This window comes from Pseudomonas serboccidentalis (assembly GCF_028830055.1).
GTDB classification, from domain to species: Bacteria; Pseudomonadota; Gammaproteobacteria; order Pseudomonadales; family Pseudomonadaceae; genus Aquipseudomonas; species Aquipseudomonas serboccidentalis.
In genome coordinates, this window is record NZ_CP101655.1 from 4,933,060 (window position 1) to 4,953,143 (window position 20,084).

Sequence of the window (20,084 nt, forward strand, 5' to 3'; positions counted from 1 at the left end):
AACTGTACCGGCGGTACAGCCTCTTTTTATCGTTCAGAGCGACGGTGTCTTCTGCCCCAATGCCAATGTCGAGTTCGTACAACGCTCGGCATAGATGCTCGCTAGCGACGACTGGTCGAGCGCCTGAAGATCGCTTATGTCCGGCGATCCGGACATTAACTCTAGCAGCCGCTCTTTTGGCGTTTTGGAGTAGCTTGAAAGGATGAAGTCATACAGGTCCAGAGGTGTCTCGGCTGTCGTAGTACGCTGCCCAAGGGTGCCGAAAAAAGTATCGGGATGACGTTGCCATGCAGCCATTTCTCCTTCCGACAGATCCCATGTGGATATGACCGCTGTTCCGTCGTCGAGATTGAGACCACAGTATGCTTTGCGCTCTGCTTCCATCACCGTTGCAGTCGTAAGCACTCCCTTGCGTTCTCGTCCCTCCTCATCTTTGACGAGATAGCACTGACCAATAATCAATCTAGGTGCACCCTCCCCAAAAGCAAATTCCGGGATCTCTCCGTCGAAGGTCGATGGTATTTCGGAGTAATCGCGGATCGCACGCAGGAGTTCGTGCATCTCGATATGTCGTTCTCTCGCATCGATAGCAGCGCGTAAGCTCGGAAATTGAGTGTCATGCTTGAAATCTTGGATCTGGAAACCATCCGCCACTGTGGAGCAGCGAAACGCCCCGGAATGAAGATGGTGATGCCACGGTGTGTTGGTCACGACTACGTAAGCACTTGGCAAAGGCTTGCCATTGATCACACGCCCTTCGAACGCCCTCAAATCTGTCAGTGCAGTCCGAAGATAATCGGGCATGTCGCTCCCCGCCGCAGTATCTGGAACATTTATGTCGATGAAAACTATGCGCTGGTGGTCCGCCGCCTTCGCCAGCGCGCGGTTTAATTGACGGCCGAGCCGAAACTTTGTACCCGCACGATGCTTGGCTTCAATCGAAAAGCGCTTATTCGTGCGTTTGTGAGTGGCGACAAACTCGCAATGCGAACTGGCCCGGTCGTCTTCGTTCTCAAACTCTAGGTCAAACCCTGCGCGAATGAGCGTCGCTGCGACATACACCTCATACTGCGCTCCAGCAAAGTTGTCGGCGTTCTTCAGACGGCCAATCAGTTTATCTTGCAGCTCGGCGTTGTGATCGAGCGCATACAGGTTATATGCAAGGTGCATGTAGGCAGCAACAGCCCCTATCATCGGCGCGGAATGGACCTGCCCCGTGTTTTTTATGAACGTCCGCTGATACATGCACAGATGGTGATACCACACCAAGATAGGATGCCGCTGATCGAGAGGTTTTGCTAACTCCACATTGCCCCAATCTACGCCGACCGCAACTTTGATGTAATCACAAAGAAAGTCGTGGAATGTTCGCCATCCCTTTGAGTGCAGAAGCCTGTTCCTGACGGCAACTAGTCGATAACCGGATGCCTCGATCGAAACAATCGGACGTCCTAACCCCTGCTGACGTTCCCGCTGTACCTGGTGCGCAACTGCTCGATCCCTTGCTTCAAGCATATGCGGCACTAAATGCGCTGGCAGCTGCGGAATGTGCGCGACCACCCCGTGGCACCTTTTGAATTTACGACCGCTTCCGCAGGGGCAAGGGGAGTTTCGCCCTATCTTCGCCATATTCGTGCCTCACATTCGCAGCGTTATTAACTGCAGCCGTAACCCGCACCGATCTTGAGGCACAGCTCCATCAGCGGCAATATCTCAGCTGCAGAAGGCGTGTTCACTGCCCGAGTTCTCGAACTATCTGTAGAAACAAAAAACCCGCCAGAGCATAGCCCGACGGGTTTTTTAATGCCTACTGCTGCCACCCTGCTGTCACAGTCGAATCGATCTGTCAGGGAAAAGTCATGAGAGGCTTGAATTATATGGTGTCCCAGGGCAGGTTCGAACTGCCAACCTTCCCCTTAGGAGGGGGATGCTCTATCCAATTGAGCTACTGAGACACTGAGTTGTCACGGCCGGACACGGCGCGACGGACGGCGTGCATGTTAACGGCCAGCCCTTGATTTGTCATGTCGTCCGTGGGCTTTTTAAGTGTAGGCAGGCGCCTTGCAATGCTGCGGGATCATTTACCGTGCAATTTGCACTCCCCCAAAAAGCCATCATTGCAGATTGCAACCCGCGACTTGGGAAAAACCCTTCCAAATGCTTGTTTTTAAAGGACTTCACAGCGGTTAGACTGTTGGCACGACGGCTGCTTTGTCTGTTTCCATAACAGAACAAACGGAGTTCGCCCCATGAACAGCACGCTCTTGCTTGCAAACGCAATCGCCCTGGCGGTTTTGGTGGGCTTTCATTTTGCCCCCGAGGGTGCTGAACCGGTGGCCCAGCGCATGCCGCATTACCTGCAGGTGCAGAAGGCGCCGAAGTGGGCGGTACTGAGCGATCACAGCGACTTCACTGCACAGGCAGTCAGTGAGCCTGAGCAAGCACTGCCGACGCGCGCTACCGAACGTCTGGTTTTTTGAAATATCTTCAGGAGTACAGCATGTCCAAATCAGCCGCAGGATTTCTGATCCTCGCCTTATTGAGTGGCGTTGTGCATTTTTCGCTGTTCGAGGAAACCGAAGCCACCCTGCCCCTGATTGGTTGCGGCGTGTTTGCTGTGTTGTTTGTGCTGGCGCTGGTGGCCGGGCGCAAGATCAAGTTCGATCCAGTGCTACGTTAAGCCGGATCAACGCCAGCAGTTGGTTGACCGCGTCCTGCAGGGCGCCCGAGTTGTCGATCAGGTACACGGGCAAATCACTGGACCTGCGGTCCCTGAACAACGCATTGCGCGCCAGCCTAGCGTCGATTTGCTCCGGCGTCTCTCGGCCACGCCCGAGCAGGCGCTCACGCAACACCTCATCCTTGACCGTCAGCAGGACCGGCAGCAGCGTCGGATAGCGTTCCTGTGCCTGACGCAGGTTGGCGCGCGAACCGTTCACCAGCACATGCCGTCCGGCGCTCAACCGTTCGTCGATTTCTGACGGGATGCCATAGGCGAGGCCATTGGCCTGCCAGGCCAGGGCAAAATCGCCTGCGCGTTGACGTCGATCGAACTCTTCGGGCGTGACGCCGATGGCATCTTCACCGACCGATTCCGCTGATCGAGTGATCACCCGGCGGATGATTTCGCAGTTCAGCACCCGCAATGGCTCACGCGCAGCCTCGATCAGGCTGTCCTTGCCCGAACCGGAAGGCCCCATCAGATAAATAAGCCTGCCATCCATCCTGAAAACGCCCTCCAACGGGTGTTTGCCCTAGTAAATCGGCAAATTGCCACTATCCTGTACAGGTAAGGAACAAGGATTGAAAGCCGCATAGCATGCACGTTCTGAGGTCTTTGGACATCAACAGATGTGCATCAGGAAGCGGGCAGTGATGCGGGCCGAGGCGAAGTTTTCAAACCAGTCCGCATTTCTGATAATTGGTGCTGGCATTACGCCTTTACCCAGCTCAATATTTGTCACAGAATTGACGCCAATGATCTGGCAATTTTGAGGCATGATGCGGGCCTCTTAACAATTCAGGTTGAACCATTTGGCGCGGATGCTTGTCCTACCACACATCCTGCGGCCAATCCCGAGAACCGCTCCCCTGAACTAACCGGTTAAATATATGCGCCCATTGAAACAGGCAATTTATTCCAGCCGTACGGCTGACAAGTTCGTCGTACGTCTGCCAGACGGAATGCGTGAACGCATTGCCGAGGTGGCTCGCAATCATCATCGCAGCATGAACTCCGAGATCATTGCGCGCCTTGAGCAGAGTCTTATTCAGGAAGGCGCACTGGGCGAAGAGTTGAGCATGCGCCTGGACAGCCCGGAGCTTTCGCTGCACGAGCGTGAGCTGCTGCAACGCTTCCGTCAGCTGTCTCACCGTCAACAGAACGCTCTGGTGTCGCTGATCGCTCACGACGCCGAGATGGCCGCAGACGCGTCCTGAGCTACACCGAACATCTCAAGCCAGCCTACATGCTGGCTTTTTTTTCGCCTGAAATCTGACCTGCGCTTTTTTGCAGGCACAAAAAAGCCCGCCAATCGGCGGGCTTTTGCATTGCAGCGAATCAGAGCAGGAAGATCGTCGCCAGCCCCAGGAAGATGAAGAAGCCGCCGCTGTCGGTCATGGCCGTGATCATTACACTGGCGCCCATCGCCGGGTCACGCCCCATCTTCGCCAGCGTCATCGGGATCAACACCCCCATCAGCGCCGCGAGCAGCAGGTTGAGGGTCATCGCCGCCGTCATCACCACACCCAGCGACCAACTGCCATAGAGCAGGTAAGCGACCACACCGATCACCCCGCCCCAGACCAGACCGTTGATCAATCCCACCGCCAGCTCCTTGCGCATCAGGCGCGAGGTATTGCCGGTGCTGACCTGGTCAAGCGCCATGGCGCGCACGATCATGGTGATCGTCTGGTTACCGGAGTTACCGCCGATACCCGCCACGATCGGCATCAGCGCTGCCAGCGCCACCAGTTTCTCGATCGAACCTTCGAACAGGCCGATCACCCGCGAAGCGACAAACGCGGTGATCAGGTTGATTGCCAGCCACGCCCAACGGTTACGCAGGGATTTCCAGACCGAGGCGAAGATGTCTTCTTCTTCGCGCAGACCGGCCATGTTGAGGACTTCGCTTTCGCTCTCCTCACGAATCAGGTCGACCATTTCGTCGATGGTCAGACGGCCGATCAGCTTGCCGTTCTTGTCGACCACCGGGGCCGAGATCAAGTCGTAACGTTCGAACGCTTGAGCAGCGTCATAGGCGTCTTCGTCCGGGTGAAAACTCACCGGATCGCTGGCCATGACTTCAGCAACCTGTTTTTCGGGATCGTTGACCAGCAAACGCTTGATCGGCAGCACGCCCTTGAGCACGCCGTCGTAATCGACCACGAACAGTTTGTCGGTGTGGCCCGGCAGCTCTTTGAGACGACGCAGGTAACGCAGAACCACTTCGAGGCTGACGTCCTCACGGATGGTCACCATCTCGAAGTCCATCAGCGCACCGACCTGCTCCTCGTCATAGGACAAGGCCGAGCGCACACGCTCGCGTTGCTGCTGGTCGAGCGTCTCCATCAGCTCATGGACGACGTCTCGCGGCAGCTCGGAGGCCAGGTCAGCAAGTTCGTCGGCATCCATGTCCTTGGCAGCAGCCAGGAGCTCGTGATCGTCCATGTCGGCGATCAGCGTTTCCCGAACGGAATCGGATACTTCGAGAAGAATGTCGCCGTCGCGATCAGCCTTGACCAGTTGCCAGAGCGTCAGACGGTCGTCCAGCGGCAGGGCTTCAAGAATGTAAGCAACGTCAGCGGAGTGCAGATCATCGAGTTTGCGTTGCAGCTCGACGAGATTCTGCCGGTGAACCAGGTTCTCGACCCGGTCGTGATGCGCGCCTTCCTGGCGATGAGTCAGGTCTTCGACGACCTTTTGGCGCTGCAGCAGCTCAACGACCTGAGCCAGACGATCCTGCAGGCTTTCCTGTGTTTTCTTTACTTCGATTTCGGACATAGGCGAACTCCACTCCCAGCAGCGGGGCACGCCGGAAGGATCAATCAGTCAATTCATGATTGGTGAAACGGGTTACTGAGTAACTACTGGGTAAGTCCATGGAGGTTTTCCATAAGCCCCGGCGGGGCTGACGGGCGCAATGATACACCGGCTGACGGTTTTAAACGTTAAAAAATCGCGGCCGAAACAAGCGCTTGCGAAACAAACCTGAGCGCTGTCCTGATCCTTGCAAATGCGACGACTTATCCTGAAAAGAAAACACACCGCCGATGAAAAATGTAGCGACTACCCTTGAGCGTAGACCGTCATGGAGGACGTCAAATGCGCTCTGGAACATCCCGACTTGTACTCGCCACCCTGCTCTGCCTGCCGCCCGCCGGGGCCGCCAGCACCCTTCACCGCTGCGAAGCGCCCGACGGCCGCATCACCTTCACCAGCCTGAGCTGTGCGAGCGATGAGCAGCTTTCCGTGCAGCAGGTTCACCCCTACTCGCCCGGCTCTGTCGTGCCGATCATGCCGGAACACAACCACGAAGAAATATCCGGTATGACAATCAGGGGACGTGAACCGGGCATTGTTGGTCGCATGGAGGACAAGTGCGGAAACCTGATCGATGCCCGGCAGCGCCGTGAAGCGATCATCAATCAACGGGTGATTGCCGGCATGAGCCAACGGGATGTTGAAAGCGCTCTTGGCAAACCGGACAAAGTGAATATTCGTACATCGACGACGAGCTATCGCTACGACCTGAAACGAGGCCGCAGCGCTCAAGTCGATTTTGATGAGAGAGGATGCGTGAAAGGAAAAACCAAATCGCAGACAGCAAAAAGCCCGCGTTAAACGCGGGCTTTTCGGTATATGGTGCACTCGACAGGATTCGAACCTGTGACCGCTCGGTTCGTAGCCGAGTACTCTATCCAGCTGAGCTACGAGTGCATTTGTGTTTTTAAACCAGACCACAACTGGCTGAAGCCAAGTTACCTGCATTGCCGCAACTAACTCTTAAATGGTGCACTCGACAGGATTCGAACCTGTGACCGCTCGGTTCGTAGCCGAGTACTCTATCCAGCTGAGCTACGAGTGCATTTGTGTTTTTAAACCAGACCACAACTGGTTGAAGCCGAGTTACCTGCATTGCTGCAAGCTTCTCTTAAATGGTGCACTCGACAGGATTCGAACCTGTGACCGCTCGGTTCGTAGCCGAGTACTCTATCCAGCTGAGCTACGAGTGCATTTGTTGCGCCGCATTATAGCCCGTCTAATCTCTATTCCAACCACTTTTTCTAATAAATTCAACAACTTACAGAAAAAGCCAGATTACAACGTACTAAGCAAATAATGGCGGAGAACGGGGGATTCGAACCCCCGACACCCTTTTGAGGTGTACTCCCTTAGCAGGGGAGCGCCTTCGGCCACTCGGCCAGCTCTCCGCAACACGGGGCGTATATTAACCACCTTCTTCCCCGTTTGCAAACATAAAAATCGATAAAAATTAATGGCTTGGTTCTTCGTCCTTCTCTTTCTTTATACGCAGGTAAATTTCCTCACGGTGCACGGCAACCTCTTTCGGGGCGTTGACACCGATACGCACTTGGTTTCCTTTAACGCCGAGCACGGTCACGGTGATTTCGCCATCACCGATAATCAGGCTTTCTGCGCACCGACGAGTCAGAATCAGCATACCTTTCTCCTCACGCATTTCATTTCAGGGACAACAGTCTGCAAAAAAAAGGCACCCGACCTACAACCGGAGCGATCGTAGCCCTACATGCCTGAGTATTGACCAGCGCGAGCAAAAGAACAGTTCAGGGGCTCACGCCATTCAAAAAATAAAGGGCGCGGTCAGACCGCGCCCTTCAGGTGACCGGATTACTCGCCCTGACGGGCTGGCGCGTCCAGTTCGAAAGCCGTGTGCAGGGCGCGCACAGCCAGTTCCAGGTACTTCTCTTCAATCACCACGGAAACCTTGATTTCCGAAGTCGAGATCATCTGGATGTTGATGCTTTCTTTCGCCAGGGACTCGAACATGCGGCTGGCCACACCTGCGTGGGAGCGCATGCCGACGCCAACGATCGAGACCTTGGCAATCTTGGTGTCGCCCACCACTTCCCGGGCACCGATCTCGCGAGCGGTGTTTTCCAGCACGGTCTGTGCGGACTGGTAGTCGTTGCGGTGCACGGTGAAGGTGAAGTCGGTGGTGTTATCGTGCGCAACGTTCTGCACGATCATGTCGACTTCGATGTTCGCGGCACTGATCGGGCCGAGAATCTTGAACGCCACGCCCGGGGTGTCTGGCACGCCACGGATGGTCAGCTTGGCTTCATCGCGGTTGAAAGCGATGCCGGAAATGATCGGCTGTTCCATGGTTTCCTCTTCATCAATAGTAATGAGGGTGCCCGGACCCTCCTTGAAGCTGTGCAGTACGCGCAGCGGAACGTTGTACTTGCCGGCGAATTCCACCGCGCGGATCTGCAGCACCTTGGAACCGAGGCTGGCCATTTCCAGCATCTCTTCGAAGGTGATCTTGTCCAGACGCTGAGCGACCGGCACCACACGCGGGTCAGTGGTGTAGACACCATCGACGTCGGTGTAGATCTGGCACTCATCGGCCTTCAATGCAGCCGCCAATGCCACGCCCGTGGTGTCGGAACCGCCACGACCGAGGGTGGTGATGTTGCCGTGCTCGTCGACGCCCTGGAAACCGGCGACAACGACCACGCGACCTGCTTTCAGATCACCGCGAATCTTCTGGTCATCAATCTGCAAGATACGCGCTTTATTGTGCGCACTGTCCGTCAGGATCCGCACCTGATTACCGGTGTACGACACCGCTGGCACACCGCGCTTGATCAGCGCCATGGCCAACAGGGCAATCGTCACCTGTTCACCGGTAGAAACGATCACGTCCAGTTCACGCGGAACCGGTTGCACGTCGCCACTGATTTGCTTGGCCAGATCGATCAGACGGTTGGTTTCGCCGCTCATTGCAGACAGCACAACCACCAGGTCATCGCCGGCATCGCGGAATTTCTTAACCTTGTCGGCGACCTGCTCGATTCTCTCGACAGTGCCGACCGAGGTGCCTCCAAATTTCTGTACGATCAAAGCCATTTCAAAGCCGCCTCTGCCCATGAAGGGCGCCCAATAATCACTCGAACAGCCGTCGGACCCGCCACTAGACTACGGGCCCGACGGGCCGTCTTATAAACCCTGCTCGACGAATGGAACGGTCAGTGCCAGTGCGCCATCCAGTGCGCCGGCGTCGACACCGCCGCCCTGCGCCATGTCCGGACGACCACCGCCCTTCCCGCCCACTGCCGCAGCAGCCTGTTTCATCAAATCACCGGCTTTGAGTTGGCCAGTCAGGTCCTTGGTTACACCCGCAACCAGTACGACCTTTTCCTCATGGACACTGCCGAGCAGGATCACTGCGCGGCCGAGTTTGTTTTTCAGTTGATCGACCAGCGCCAGCAGCGCCTTGCCGTCCTGACCATCCAGACGTGCGGCCAGAACCTTCACGCCTTTGACGTCCACTGCCGAGTTCGACAGATCGTCGCCCGCAGCGCTGGCAGCCTTGGCTTGCAACTGCTCGAGTTGCTTTTCCAGCGCGCGGTTGCGCTCCAGCACTGCCGACAGCTTGTCGATCAGGTTGTCGCGGCTGCCCTTGACCAGGGTGGCCGCTTCCTTGAGTTGTTCTTCAGCGGCGTTCAAGTAGGCCAGTGCCGCAGCACCGGTGACAGCCTCGATACGACGCACGCCCGATGCCACACCGCCTTCGCTGATAATTTTCAGCAGGCCGATGTCGCCGGTACGGTTGGCGTGGATACCACCGCACAGCTCGACGGAGAAATCGCCGCCCATGCTCAGCACGCGCACGTTGTCGCCGTACTTCTCGCCGAACAGCGCCATCGCGCCTTTCTGCTTGGCGGTTTCGATGTCGGTTTCTTCGGTTTCAACCGCAGAGTTCTGACGGATCTCGGCGTTGACGATGTCTTCCAGCGCCTTGATTTGCTCAGGCTTGATCGCTTCAAAGTGGCTGAAGTCAAAGCGCAGACGCTGACTGTCGACCAACGAGCCTTTCTGTTGAACGTGCTCGCCCAACACCTGACGCAATGCGGCGTGCAGCAAGTGCGTGGCGGAGTGGTTCAGCGAGGTCGCGTGACGCACCTCGGCATCGACGTGGGTTTCCACTGGTGCGCCGATGGTCAGGCTGCCCGAATCCAGCACGCCGTGGTGCAGGAACGCGCCGCCGGTCTTGGTGGTGTCACGAACGTCGAAACGCGCGTTACCCGCCTGAAGGAAACCGCAGTCGCCAATCTGGCCGCCGGATTCAGCGTAGAACGGCGTCTGATTCAGAACGATCACCGCCTCTTCGCCTTCACTCAAGACGTCGACCGACTGGCCATCTTTATAGATAGCGACAATTTTTGCCGAACCGCGGGTGTCGGTGTAGCCGGTGAACTCGGTGGCCACATCAACCTTGACCAGCGTGTTGTAGTCCAGACCGAACGAGCTGGCCGAACGCGCACGAACACGCTGGGCTTCCATTTCACGTTCGAAGCCGACTTCATCGACGGTCAGGCCGCGCTCGCGAGCGATGTCAGCCGTCAGGTCCATCGGGAAACCGTAGGTGTCGTAGAGTTTGAACACCACGTCGCCCGGCACCACGGTGCCTTTGAGTTCCAGCAGATCCTGCTCGAGAATCTTCAGGCCGTGCTCCAGGGTCTTGGAGAACTGCTCTTCTTCGGCCTTGAGTACGCGCTCGATGTTGCTCTGCTGCGTCTTCAGTTCCGGGAAGGCTTCGCCCATCTCGGCGACCAGCGCAGCGACGATCTTGTAGAAGAAGCTGCCGGTGGCGCCCAATTTGTTGCCGTGACGGCAGGCGCGACGAATGATGCGGCGCAGCACGTAGCCGCGACCTTCGTTGGACGGCAGCACGCCGTCGGCAATCAGGAAACCGCACGAACGGATGTGGTCGGACACCACTTTCAGCGACGACTGATCGCCATTTTCGCAACCAATAGCTTCGGCCGAGGCTTTGAGCAGATTCTTGAACAGGTCGATGTCGTAGTTGGAATTGACGTGCTGCATCACCGCACTGATCCGCTCCAGGCCCATGCCGGTATCCACCGACGGCGCTGGCAACGGATGCAACACGCCATCGGCGGTGCGGTTGAACTGCATGAACACGTTGTTCCAGATCTCGATGTAACGGTCGCCGTCTTCTTCCGGCGAACCCGGTGGGCCGCCCCAGATGTGGTCGCCGTGATCGTAGAAAATCTCGGTGCATGGGCCGCACGGGCCGGTATCGCCCATGGTCCAGAAGTTGTCGGACGCGTAAGGCGCGCCTTTGTTGTCGCCGATGCGGATCATGCGCTCGACCGGTACGCCGATTTCTTTGGTCCAGATGTCATACGCTTCATCATCGGAGGCGTAGACGGTGACCCAGAGTTTTTCCTTCGGCAGTTTCAGAACACCGGTCAGGAAGGTCCAGGCGAAAGTAATCGCGTCGTGCTTGAAATAGTCACCGAAACTGAAGTTACCGAGCATTTCGAAGAAAGTGTGGTGACGAGCGGTATAACCGACGTTTTCCAGGTCGCTGTTCTTGCCACCGGCACGCACGCATTTCTGGCTGCTGGTTGCGCGGGTGTACGCGCGCTTTTCCTGGCCCAGGAAGCAGTCCTTGAACTGGTTCATCCCCGCGTTGGTGAACAGCAGGGTTGGGTCGTTGCCCGGAATCAAAGAGCTGGAGGCTACACGGGTGTGGCCTTGCTCTTCGAAGAAGCGAAGGAAGGCTTCACGGATTTCTGCGCTTTTCATTAGGTTCTTCCACGGAGGCTGCGGCCAAAGGCCTGTTCGAAACGTCAACAGACGAAGCGACGGCAAAGGGCCGCATTATATCGGCCCTGCGCGCGGGGTACAGCGTGTTTATACGATAGAAACGGTCAATTGGACGGCTAACGCTATCACTTGCGCGAAAACTCGACGAATGTCGCGATCACTTGCTCGATTTGCGAGCGATTGACGTCCATGTGCGTGACCATGCGCAAGCGCGCCGCAGCGCTCAACATGATCCCGCGCTCGGCGGCAAACGCCTTGAGCGCTTCGGCCTGTTCGCCCATTTGCACGTAAACCATGTTGGTCTGCACCGGCTCGACGCTGAACCCGGCCTCGCGCAAGCCTTCGGCCAGAAACTGCGCGTTGGCATGGTCATCCGCCAGGCGTTGAACGTTGTGCTCCAGCGCGTACAGCCCCGCCGCTGCCAGCAATCCGGCCTGACGCATGCCGCCGCCGACCATCTTGCGCAGGCGGCGCGCTTTGCCGATCAGTTCAGCCGAGCCGCACAGCACCGAACCCACTGGCGCGCCGAGGCCCTTGGACAGGCACACCGAGACCGAATCGAAATGCCGAGTGATTTCCCGGGCATCCACCCCGAGCTTGACCGCCGCGTTGTACAGGCGCGCGCCGTCCAGGTGCAGCGCCAGGCCATGATCCTGAGTGAATTTGCGCGCCCGGGCCAGGTACTCCAGCGGCAGCACCTTGCCCTGCATGGTGTTTTCCAGCGCCAGCAGACGCGTGCGGGCGAAGTGGAAATCGTCCGGTTTGATCGCTGCGGCCACCTGATCCAGATCCAGCGAGCCGTCGGCCTGCACGTCCAGCGGCTGCGGCTGGATCGAGCCGAGCACCGCTGCGCCACCACCCTCGTACTTATACGTGTGCGCCTGCTGGCCGACGATGTATTCGTCGCCGCGCTCGCAATGCGCCATCAGGCCCAACAGGTTGCTCATGGTACCGGTCGGCACGAACAGCGCTGCGGAAAAGCCCAGACGTTTTGCCAGTTCCGCTTCCAGACGATTGACCGTCGGATCTTCGCCATACACATCATCACCAGTGGCGGCGCCAGTCATGGCATCCAGCATGGCAGGAGTCGGTTGGGTGACGGTGTCGCTGCGAAGATCGATAACGCTCATGAACCTGGCCTCAAAGTCAGCAGGGGAAATCCCTTTACGAAGGTGAATTACTGCGGTCATCGCGCAGATTAATCAACCCTTGGCGCAGGAAAACGGCACACGAGCCTTCAAAAAAACCGATGACAATCATCACAAAGGCGCAATGCACCGCTCGCCAATCTGTGATAAAAACGCTGCGCCGCCCGAGAAAGGGCGGCAAAAACGTTCTCAGGGCGGGGTGCAATTCCCCACCGGCGGTAATTGCGCGCAACGCGCATAGCCCGCGAGCGCTTGGCGACGGACACGGCATTGGCGGTGCACTTCGGCAAGGTCAGCAGACCCGGTGTGATTCCGGGGCCGACGGTCATAGTCCGGATGAAGAGAGAACGGGATTGACGCCAAAGGGCCGCCCGCGCGCTTGCGTGCTCGTGCGTACCCTTGAATCCCTTTCGATTCATAACGCCCTGTTTTTCACACAAACAGGAGTCAGAACATGCAACCCACCGCTATCGACAGCAAAACCAAACACCCACACGGCGAGCGCGTCGCGTTCATCCAGGCCTGCTGGCACAAGGAAATCGTCGACCAGAGCCGCAAAGGCTTCGTCGCCGAAATGCTTGCCCTGGGTTATCAGGAATCGGACATCGATTTCTTCGAAGTCGGCGGCGCCTTTGAAATGCCCCTGCACGCCAAGTTGCTGGCCAAGACCGGTCGTTATGCCGGCATCGTTGCGGCTGCTCTGGTCGTGGACGGCGGCATCTACCGTCACGAGTTCGTCGCCCAATCGGTGGTCAGCGGCCTGATGCAGGTGCAGCTGGAAACGGAAGTACCGGTGTTCTCGGTGTCCCTGACCCCGCATCACTTCCACGCCGGTGAAGAGCACCAGAAGTTCTTCTTCGAGCACTTCGTGCACAAGGGTCAGGAAGCGGCCAGAACTTGCGCCGATACGTTGCAAAAGGTTCGTGCGCTGCGCCGTAGTGAGCCGCGTGCACTCGCCGTCTGACCACAACGCTCCCCTGTAGGAGCTGTCGAGTGAAACGAGGCTGCGATCTTTTGATCGTCTAAAAACAAGATCAAAAGATCGCAGCCTTCGGCAGCTCCTACAGGATTTTGTGTCAGGCCAAAACTGCGTCAGGCGAGATTTTCGTCGCCGCTTGGCACGATCAGAATGCCCGCGCGCAAGCCGTTCTTGACCTTCGGATTAGGGAAGATGATCCGAGCGCCCTCTTCCTCGATGACCCAGCGAGTATTGGCCAGATCTTCGGCCAGCAGATAACCCACGTCTAATTCAGAAAAGTTCTCGATGTCCGCCGGCAGGTTCAGGCGGAACGCATCGCTGTGCTTGATGATCTCCCGCGCCACGCTGAACAGCTGCAAACCGTCCAGACCTTCTTCGGCCAGATCAGGCTCGTTGCCTTCGATGATCTGCTTCAGCCGGGTTTCCAGCAGCGAGACGTTAACCCCTTCGTTCTGCCCGAATGGCCGCGCCTTGCCCAGTTCCAGGGTGAAAGACTCGGCACCGAGTTTGTCGTAGGTGTACGAGCTGAACACGATCGATGGCTTGTTCTGCAGCAAGACCGCTTCCATGCCGGCGGCACGCAGGCGCGCCAGTTCGCGACGCGAATGCTGGCGACCTTCCTTCCACGGGTACAGAGCGAACTGCTCGATCTTCGAACCACGAATCGCCGTGTGCAGGTCGTAGTGCAGACGCTGACGGTTCGCCAGACTGAAGAAGCTCGCTGCCAGTCGTTCCAGCTCACAGGCGCGGATGGCTTCAGAGCCGCTGGTTTGTTCATGACGGCCGTTGAACAGCCGATTGACGTCCTGCTCGACGAAGCGCTCGCCCTTGCGAATCGCCTCGGGGTTGCCGAACAGGAACAGAATGCGTGCGCGCGGCTTCAGATCGCCGCGAGCGATGTCATGCAGCAGCCGATCAAGCAACTCGATCGGCGCTGTTTCATTGCCGTGGATACCTGCCGACAGCAGCAGGTCCAGGCCATTGTCACGCGCTTCGGGCGGCCGGACTTCCAGCGCCCCCTCGCTCAACCAGCGCATGCGCACGCCTTCGACAGTCAGTTGAGTCTTCTCCGCCGGTTCGCGGCCGGCGAGGGTCAGTTCAAGCAGTTTGCCGAGGGCGAGCATAGCGCGGCTTCCTTAGTGATCGTGGTTGCAATCCGGGCCGTGCACATGGTCTTCGTCGCCGACTTCAGCCGGCTCCATTTCCAGTTGCAGGCTGACCAGATTCGTTGCCAATGGGCGCAGCAGCAGGTTGGCGTACTCTTCGTCACCCTCCTCGACGTCCACGCCGATCAGCAGCTGGCCACGGCCATCCTGCTGGATCCACAGCTCTTTGCCTTGCCACATGACCGCGACGCGGGTGCACGAGGTTTGCAGTTGCGTGCCGTCGGTGTCTTCAAGGATCAGCTGCAGGGAATCGCTCATGTTTTTACTCTCTTGGGGAGACAAGCCGCGCGCCGCGTTCAGGTGGCGCGCCGGCCATCAATTGATCTGGAATGGATAAACCGAGCCCAGTTTAAGGATTTGCGTCAGTTCATCCAGTGCCGTCCGGCATTCAAGCAGCAACTTCGGGTCCGCCAGATCGTTTTCGCTCAGGCGGTCGCGGTAGTGCTTTTCAACCCATGCGGTCAACGAACCGTACAACGGTGCGGTCATGATAACCCCTGGGTTGACGGCCGCCAGCTCGGTTTCGTTGAGCGCGACGCGCAGTCGCAGGCACGCCGGGCCACCGCCGTTCTGCATGCTTTGCTTGAGGTCGAAGACTTTCACTTCGCGGATCAGGCCGCCGGAACTGGTCAGGCCTTGCAAGTAGTTCCACACGCGCTCGTTGGCCTGGCACTCTTGCGGCACGATCAACAGCATCGAGCCGTCAGGACGCGACAGCAACTGGCTGTTGAACAGGTAGGAGCGCACCGCGTCGTCCACGGTGACCGCCGAACGCGGCACACAGATCGACTGGAACTTGCCGCCGACCCTGGCCAGCTTGCCTTGCAGCTCAGCCAGCATCTGCTCGGTGTCGAGGAACGCATCCTCGTGATAGAACAGCGCCTCGCCGTTACCCACCGCGATCACGTCGTTGTGGAACACACCCTGATCGATCACCGCCGGGTTCTGCTGGGCGTAAACCACGCCCTCGTCACGCAGACCGTGCAGACGCGCAACGGCTTGCGAGGCTTCCAGAGTCTGGCGCGCCGGGTACTTCTGCGGCGCCGGGTAACGGGTGTCGAACGCACTGCGCCCGAACACGAAAAACTCGACACCGGCCTCGCCGTACTCACGGCAGAAACGCGTGTGGTTGGCCGCACCTTCGTCACCGAACTGTGCCACTGCCGGCAATGCGGCGTGGTGGGCGAAGTGCTGTTGATCAGCGAACATTGCCCCCAGTACACGGCTGGTGGTCGGGTGTTCGATGCTGCGGTGGTATTTGCAGTTGAGGTTGGCGGCGGTGAAATGCACGCGACCGTCAGCGGTGTCGGCACTCGGGCTGACGGTGGCAGCGTTGGCTACCCACATGCTTGACGCCGAGCAACTGGCAACCAGCAGCGGCATGGCTTCCTTGGCGGCGCGCTCGATCACTTGCGCGTCGGTGCCACTGAAACCCAGACGGCGCAACGCGGCCACGTCCGGACGTTCCTGCGGCGCCAGTACGCCTTGCTGAAAGCCCATTTCCATCAGCGCTTTCATTTTGGCCAGGCCTTGCAGCGCCGCTTCCTTCGGGTTCGAGGATTGCTGGCTGTTGCTCTGGGACGCAACGTTGCCGTAGGACAGACCACCGTAGTTATGGGTCGGCCCCACTAGACCGTCAAAATTGACTTCATAGGATTTCATCAGCGAGGCTCCACGAGAATCTGTTGTTATAGGCTTCAAGTAACAATTCAGTCAGACCGCGTCGCGGCTATCGCGAGCAGGCTCACTCCTACAGTTTTAGCGGTGAACACAGATGTTGTGTGCGACACAATTCCTGTAGGAGTGAGCCTGCTCGCGATGGCCGTTACGCCATCTTCACGCCGGGTGTCAGGGCCGCCGGCAACACCAGGCTCGGGGTTTCCAGCGAGGCCACCGGGTACGCGCAGTAATCCGCCGCGTAGTAGGCGCTGGCGCGATGGTTGCCCGAAGCACCAACACCGCCGAACGGCGCGCTGCTCGCAGCACCGGTCAGCTGTTTGTTCCAGTTGACGATACCGGCGCGGCTTTCCAGCCAGAACTGCTGATAACGCGCTTCGGAATCCGACAGCAGACCCGCCGCCAGGCCATAAGCGGTGTCGTTGGCCTCGCTGATCGCCCCGGCAAAATCGGCGTAACGGATCACTTGCAGCAACGGGCCGAACAGTTCTTCGTCCGGACGCTCGGCCACGGCGGTCACATCGAGAATGCCCGGCGTCAGCAAGGCCGACTGTGCCTGTGGCTGAGTCATTGCCAGCAGCGACACCGCGCCATTGGCCAGCAGATGTTGCTGGGCATCCATCAGCGCTTTGGCCGCGCCAAGGGAAATCACCGAGCCCATGAACGGCGCCGGTTGTTGGTCGAACGCACCGACTTCAATGGTCGAGCTGACTTCAACCAGACGCTTGAGCAGGCTGTCGCCCCACGCACCTTGCGGCACCAGCAGGCGGCGTGCGCAGGTGCAGCGCTGGCCGGCGGAAATGAACGCTGACTGAATGATCGTGTACACCGCTGCGTCCAGATCAGCGACCTGATCGACCACCAGCGGGTTATTGCCGCCCATTTCCAGCGCGAGGATCTTGTCCGGACGCCCGGCGAACTGCTGATGCAGATGGTTGCCAGTGCGGCTGGAACCGGTGAAGAACAGGCCGTCGATGCCCGGGTTCGCCGCCAGCGCGATGCCGGTTTCGCGAGCGCCTTGCAACAGGTTCAACACGCCGGCCGGCAGACCGGCTTCGATCCAGCACTTGACCGTCAGCTCGGCGACTTTCGGGGTCAGTTCGCTCGGTTTGAACAGCACGCTGTTACCGGCCAGCAGCGCCGGAACGATGTGCCCGTTCGGCAGGTGACCGGGGAAGTTGTAAGGGCCGAACACCGCGACCACACCGTGTGGCTTGTGGCGCAGCACGGCGGTGGCGTCGCCCAGCGGGCCGCTCTTCTCGCCGGTACGTTCGCGGTAGCTCTGCACCGAAATCGCAATCTTGTTGACCATGCTGGTGACTTCGGTCGCGGCTTCCCACAGTGGCTTGCCGGTTTCCTCACCGATGGTGCGGGCCAGTTCATCACTGTGGTTTTTCAGGGCGGCAGCAAAGGCTTCGAGCACGCTGATGCGCTCGTCCAGCGTGCGACGCGCCCATGCCGGGAATGCCTGACGCGCAGCCTGCACGGCGGACTCGACCTGAGCGGCGGTAGCGCCCTCCCCCGACCACAGCACTTGCTGGGTCACCGGGTTCAGCGACTGGAAGGCTTCGCCCTGACCGGCCAGCCATTCACCTGCGATGTATAGCGAATTCATTATTTCGACTCCCGAGCAGCAGACAACGCTACGGCGCGCACTTGATCGCCAGCGTTGAGTTGAAGACGTTTGGCGGTCAGCGGATCGACCACCAGCGTGCCGGCGGCCAGACGGGCCGGGGCAGCCGTGATGCGGCAATCTTCGCGCTTGCGGTTATGGATGATGAACGGCGTGGCGTCGTCGCCCGGCGTACCGATCGCCAGCACCAGCGCTTCGCTGTCGCGCACTGCGCGGATCTTGCTGGTCTCGCACTCGATGGCCGGGCCGGCATCGAAGATGTCGACGTAGCCCTGATAGCTGAAACCTTCGCTCTTGAGCATCGCCAGCGCCGGCTCGGTGTCCGGGTGCACCTGGCCGATGACATTGCGCGCATCCGGCGAGAGGAAGCAGGTGTACAGCGGGAATTTCGGCATCAGTTCGGCGATGAACGCCTTGTTGCCCACGCCAGTCAGGTAGTCGGCCTGGCTGAACTCCATCTTGAAGAAGTGCCGACCGAGGCTTTCCCAGAATGGCGAACGCCCGGCTTCGTCGGACACGCCACGCATCTCGGCAATAATTTTGTTGCCGAACAGTTCAGGGAACTCGGCGATGAACAGCATGCGCGCCTTGGACAGCATGCGACCGTTGAGACCGGTGCGGTAATCGGCGTGCAGGAACAGCGAGCACAGCTCGGAGTTGCCGGTCAGGTCATTGGCGAGGAACAGCGTCGGGATCTCGCGATAGATGTTCAGCTCCTGCGAGGCGCTGACGGTCAGGCCGACGCGGAAGTTGTACCAGGGCTCGCGCAGACCGACCGCGCCGGCGATGGCGGAAATCCCCACCACGCGGCCGTTGTCGTCTTCAAGCACGAACAGGTAGTCCGCATCGCCACGGCCGGCTTCGCCGCGAAAGGTCTTCTCGGCCCAGCCGACCCGATGGGTCAGGCGCTCTTCGTTGGCCGGCAAAGTCGTCAGGCCGGTGCCGGTGCTGCGGGCCAGGTCGATCAGCGCGGATAAATCGCTGCTGCGTACGGGACGAACAATCATGCTATCTCCTCAAACGGGCCGCCTTCGCCACCCGTGAAACTCGCTAAGGCGTTAAACCGCCACCAGGCGCACGCTGGCACCTTCACCGACGCCCAAGGCTTCGGCTGCTTCCAGATCCAGGGTCACCGGTTTGCCCGGCGCGTAATCCAGCTCCAGCAGCACCGCGCGGTAATCCTGCAACTGCGCGTTGGCCACCAGGTACTGGCGCCCGACACCTTTGACCGGCTCGCCGATCTTCACCGGCACCACACGGCTCTGGGCGATCGAACGGATCCCCGAAACACGCGCATGCAGGGTCGGGCCACCGTCGAAAATGTCGATGTAGTGATCGGTCTCGAAGCCTTCGCGCATCAGGATGTCGAAGGTGATCTGCGCACGCGGGTGCACCTGGCCCATCGCTTCTTGAGCGGAATCCGGCAGCAGCGGCACGTAGATCGGGTAATGCGGCATCAGCTCGGCGAGGAACGTACGGCTCTTCAGGCCACACAGACGCTCGGCCTCGGCGTAATTGAGGTCGAAGAAGTTGCGACCGATCGCATCCCAGAACGGCGAATCACCGTTCTCGTCGCTGTAGCCGACGATCTCGGTCACTACCGAATCAGCGAAACGCTCCGGGTGGCTGGCGACGAACAGCAAGCGGCCACGGGAGTTGAGTTCAGCCCACGGCGACCCCACCAGCTCGCGCTGCACGTAGAAACTGGTCAGCAAGCTGTTGCCGGTCAGGTCGTGGCATTGCGAAAGCACGTGGATCTTGTTGTGGATCTTCAGCTCGCGGGAAGCGTGCACGAAAGTCTCGTTGCGAAAGCTGTAGAACGGCTCCGAATAACCGGCCGAGGCGACGATGGCCGAGCAGCCCACCAGTTTGCCGGTAGCGGTGTCTTCAAGGACGAAGAAGTAGCTCTCCTCGCCATTGAAGCTCACTTCGGCGGCAAACGAGGCTTCGCTTGCGGCGATCTTGTCGCTCAGACGTTCCACGTCATCCGGCAAGGAAGTGACACCAATCGGACTGTCCGCAGCCAGACGCTGTACCTCGCCCAGATCAGCCATTTGCGCAGGGCGCATCACCAGCATGGTGTCACTCCTTTTCTCTTATCAATTCACAGAAAAAACACCGGACCTTGTAGGAGTGA

The 20,084-nt window shown here is 58.9% G+C and carries 18 protein-coding genes, 5 tRNA genes, 1 pseudogene and 1 riboswitch; of the genes and pseudogenes, 5 read left to right on the forward strand and 19 right to left on the reverse strand.

Annotation, left to right across the window (positions count from 1 at the left end; genetic code table 11):
* Window positions 1-33: 33 nt before the first annotated feature.
* The 3 genes and pseudogenes from NN484_RS22510 to NN484_RS22515 form a co-directional block, all read right to left on the reverse strand.
* Complete coding sequence (locus tag NN484_RS22510) at window positions 34-1,560, reverse strand: hypothetical protein (RefSeq protein ID WP_274657933.1); 1,527 nt, start codon at window positions 1,558-1,560, stop codon at window positions 34-36.
* Window positions 1,561-1,629 (reverse strand): annotated as a pseudogene (locus NN484_RS27410) (SEC-C metal-binding domain-containing protein); the annotation flags it as partial.
* A 249-nt stretch (window positions 1,630-1,878) separates the two neighbouring features.
* A tRNA-Arg gene (locus NN484_RS22515) sits at window positions 1,879-1,955 on the reverse strand.
* A gap of 294 nt (window positions 1,956-2,249) precedes the next feature.
* Between NN484_RS22515 and NN484_RS22520 the strand changes: the two genes are divergently transcribed.
* Both NN484_RS22520 and NN484_RS22525 read left to right on the forward strand, forming a co-directional pair.
* A complete protein-coding gene (locus NN484_RS22520; RefSeq protein WP_274657934.1) occupies window positions 2,250-2,480 on the forward strand; it encodes a hypothetical protein in 231 nt (76 codons plus the stop codon).
* A gap of 20 nt (window positions 2,481-2,500) precedes the next feature.
* Complete coding sequence (locus NN484_RS22525) at window positions 2,501-2,680, forward strand: PA3371 family protein (protein ID WP_127651362.1); 180 nt, start codon at window positions 2,501-2,503, stop codon at window positions 2,678-2,680.
* Here NN484_RS22525 and phnN read toward each other — a convergent pair.
* Entirely contained in the window at window positions 2,655-3,224 is a 570-nt protein-coding gene (gene phnN, locus NN484_RS22530; RefSeq protein ID WP_274657935.1) for a phosphonate metabolism protein/1,5-bisphosphokinase (PRPP-forming) PhnN, read from the reverse strand. The two genes, NN484_RS22525 and phnN, sit on opposite strands and share 26 nt — an antisense overlap.
* A gap of 388 nt (window positions 3,225-3,612) precedes the next feature.
* Here phnN and NN484_RS22535 point away from each other — a divergent pair, with 388 nt between their 5' ends.
* Entirely contained in the window at window positions 3,613-3,939 is a 327-nt protein-coding gene (locus NN484_RS22535) for an Arc family DNA-binding protein (RefSeq protein ID WP_003178899.1), read from the forward strand.
* Window positions 3,940-4,060: 121 nt separating this feature from the next.
* On the opposite strand, the gene mgtE is transcribed toward NN484_RS22535, so the two are convergent.
* Window positions 4,061-5,503: a magnesium transporter gene (mgtE, locus tag NN484_RS22540; protein ID WP_215502812.1), complete on the reverse strand. Its 1,443-nt coding sequence runs from the start codon at window positions 5,501-5,503 to the stop codon at window positions 4,061-4,063.
* Between the two features lie 321 nt (window positions 5,504-5,824).
* On the opposite strand from mgtE, the gene NN484_RS22545 reads away from it, so the two are divergent.
* Window positions 5,825-6,343: a cell envelope protein SmpA gene (locus tag NN484_RS22545; RefSeq protein WP_274657936.1), complete on the forward strand. Its 519-nt coding sequence runs from the start codon at window positions 5,825-5,827 to the stop codon at window positions 6,341-6,343.
* 19 nt (window positions 6,344-6,362) lie between these two features.
* Here the strand turns inward: NN484_RS22545 and NN484_RS22550 are convergent.
* From NN484_RS22550 to ltaE, 8 genes are all read right to left on the reverse strand, one after another.
* Window positions 6,363-6,439, reverse strand: a tRNA-Arg gene (locus NN484_RS22550).
* A gap of 71 nt (window positions 6,440-6,510) precedes the next feature.
* Window positions 6,511-6,587, reverse strand: a tRNA-Arg gene (locus NN484_RS22555).
* Between the two features lie 71 nt (window positions 6,588-6,658).
* A tRNA-Arg gene (locus NN484_RS22560) sits at window positions 6,659-6,735 on the reverse strand.
* A gap of 107 nt (window positions 6,736-6,842) precedes the next feature.
* Window positions 6,843-6,933: transfer RNA gene (locus tag NN484_RS22565), tRNA-Ser, on the reverse strand.
* A gap of 62 nt (window positions 6,934-6,995) precedes the next feature.
* Window positions 6,996-7,184, reverse strand: a complete 189-nt coding sequence (csrA, locus tag NN484_RS22570; protein ID WP_002554426.1) for a carbon storage regulator CsrA — start codon at window positions 7,182-7,184, stop codon at window positions 6,996-6,998.
* A gap of 188 nt (window positions 7,185-7,372) precedes the next feature.
* On the reverse strand, window positions 7,373-8,614 hold the full coding sequence (locus NN484_RS22575) for an aspartate kinase (RefSeq protein WP_127651358.1): 1,242 nt from the start codon (window positions 8,612-8,614) through the stop codon (window positions 7,373-7,375).
* Between the two features lie 90 nt (window positions 8,615-8,704).
* Complete coding sequence (gene alaS / locus NN484_RS22580; RefSeq protein WP_274657937.1) at window positions 8,705-11,323, reverse strand: alanine--tRNA ligase; 2,619 nt, start codon at window positions 11,321-11,323, stop codon at window positions 8,705-8,707.
* 146 nt (window positions 11,324-11,469) lie between these two features.
* Window positions 11,470-12,474 (reverse strand): low-specificity L-threonine aldolase, encoded by a 1,005-nt coding sequence (gene ltaE, locus NN484_RS22585; protein WP_274657938.1) that lies wholly within the window; start codon window positions 12,472-12,474, stop codon window positions 11,470-11,472.
* Window positions 12,475-12,673: 199 nt separating this feature from the next.
* A riboswitch (FMN riboswitch) is annotated at window positions 12,674-12,845 on the forward strand.
* A gap of 101 nt (window positions 12,846-12,946) precedes the next feature.
* Between ltaE and NN484_RS22590 the strand changes: the two genes are divergently transcribed.
* Window positions 12,947-13,456, forward strand: a complete 510-nt coding sequence (locus tag NN484_RS22590; protein ID WP_274657939.1) for a 6,7-dimethyl-8-ribityllumazine synthase — start codon at window positions 12,947-12,949, stop codon at window positions 13,454-13,456.
* Between the two features lie 128 nt (window positions 13,457-13,584).
* Here the strand turns inward: NN484_RS22590 and astE are convergent, their stop codons facing one another.
* The 6 genes from astE to aruF form a co-directional block, all read right to left on the reverse strand.
* Entirely contained in the window at window positions 13,585-14,595 is a 1,011-nt protein-coding gene (gene astE / locus NN484_RS22595; RefSeq protein WP_274657940.1) for a succinylglutamate desuccinylase, read from the reverse strand.
* A gap of 12 nt (window positions 14,596-14,607) precedes the next feature.
* Window positions 14,608-14,895, reverse strand: a complete 288-nt coding sequence (locus NN484_RS22600; protein WP_007963090.1) for a hypothetical protein — start codon at window positions 14,893-14,895, stop codon at window positions 14,608-14,610.
* Window positions 14,896-14,952: 57 nt separating this feature from the next.
* Entirely contained in the window at window positions 14,953-16,299 is a 1,347-nt protein-coding gene (gene astB / locus NN484_RS22605) for an N-succinylarginine dihydrolase (RefSeq protein WP_215502806.1), read from the reverse strand.
* Between the two features lie 163 nt (window positions 16,300-16,462).
* Window positions 16,463-17,932, reverse strand: a complete 1,470-nt coding sequence (astD, locus tag NN484_RS22610) for a succinylglutamate-semialdehyde dehydrogenase (RefSeq protein WP_274659326.1) — start codon at window positions 17,930-17,932, stop codon at window positions 16,463-16,465.
* Window positions 17,929-18,954: an arginine N-succinyltransferase gene (gene astA / locus NN484_RS22615; RefSeq protein WP_027612638.1), complete on the reverse strand. Its 1,026-nt coding sequence runs from the start codon at window positions 18,952-18,954 to the stop codon at window positions 17,929-17,931. The genes astD and astA overlap by 4 nt, the downstream gene beginning before the upstream one ends.
* Before the next feature lie 51 nt (window positions 18,955-19,005).
* A complete protein-coding gene (aruF, locus tag NN484_RS22620; protein ID WP_127651351.1) occupies window positions 19,006-20,025 on the reverse strand; it encodes an arginine/ornithine succinyltransferase subunit alpha in 1,020 nt (339 codons plus the stop codon).
* Between the last annotated feature and the right edge of the window lie 59 nt (window positions 20,026-20,084).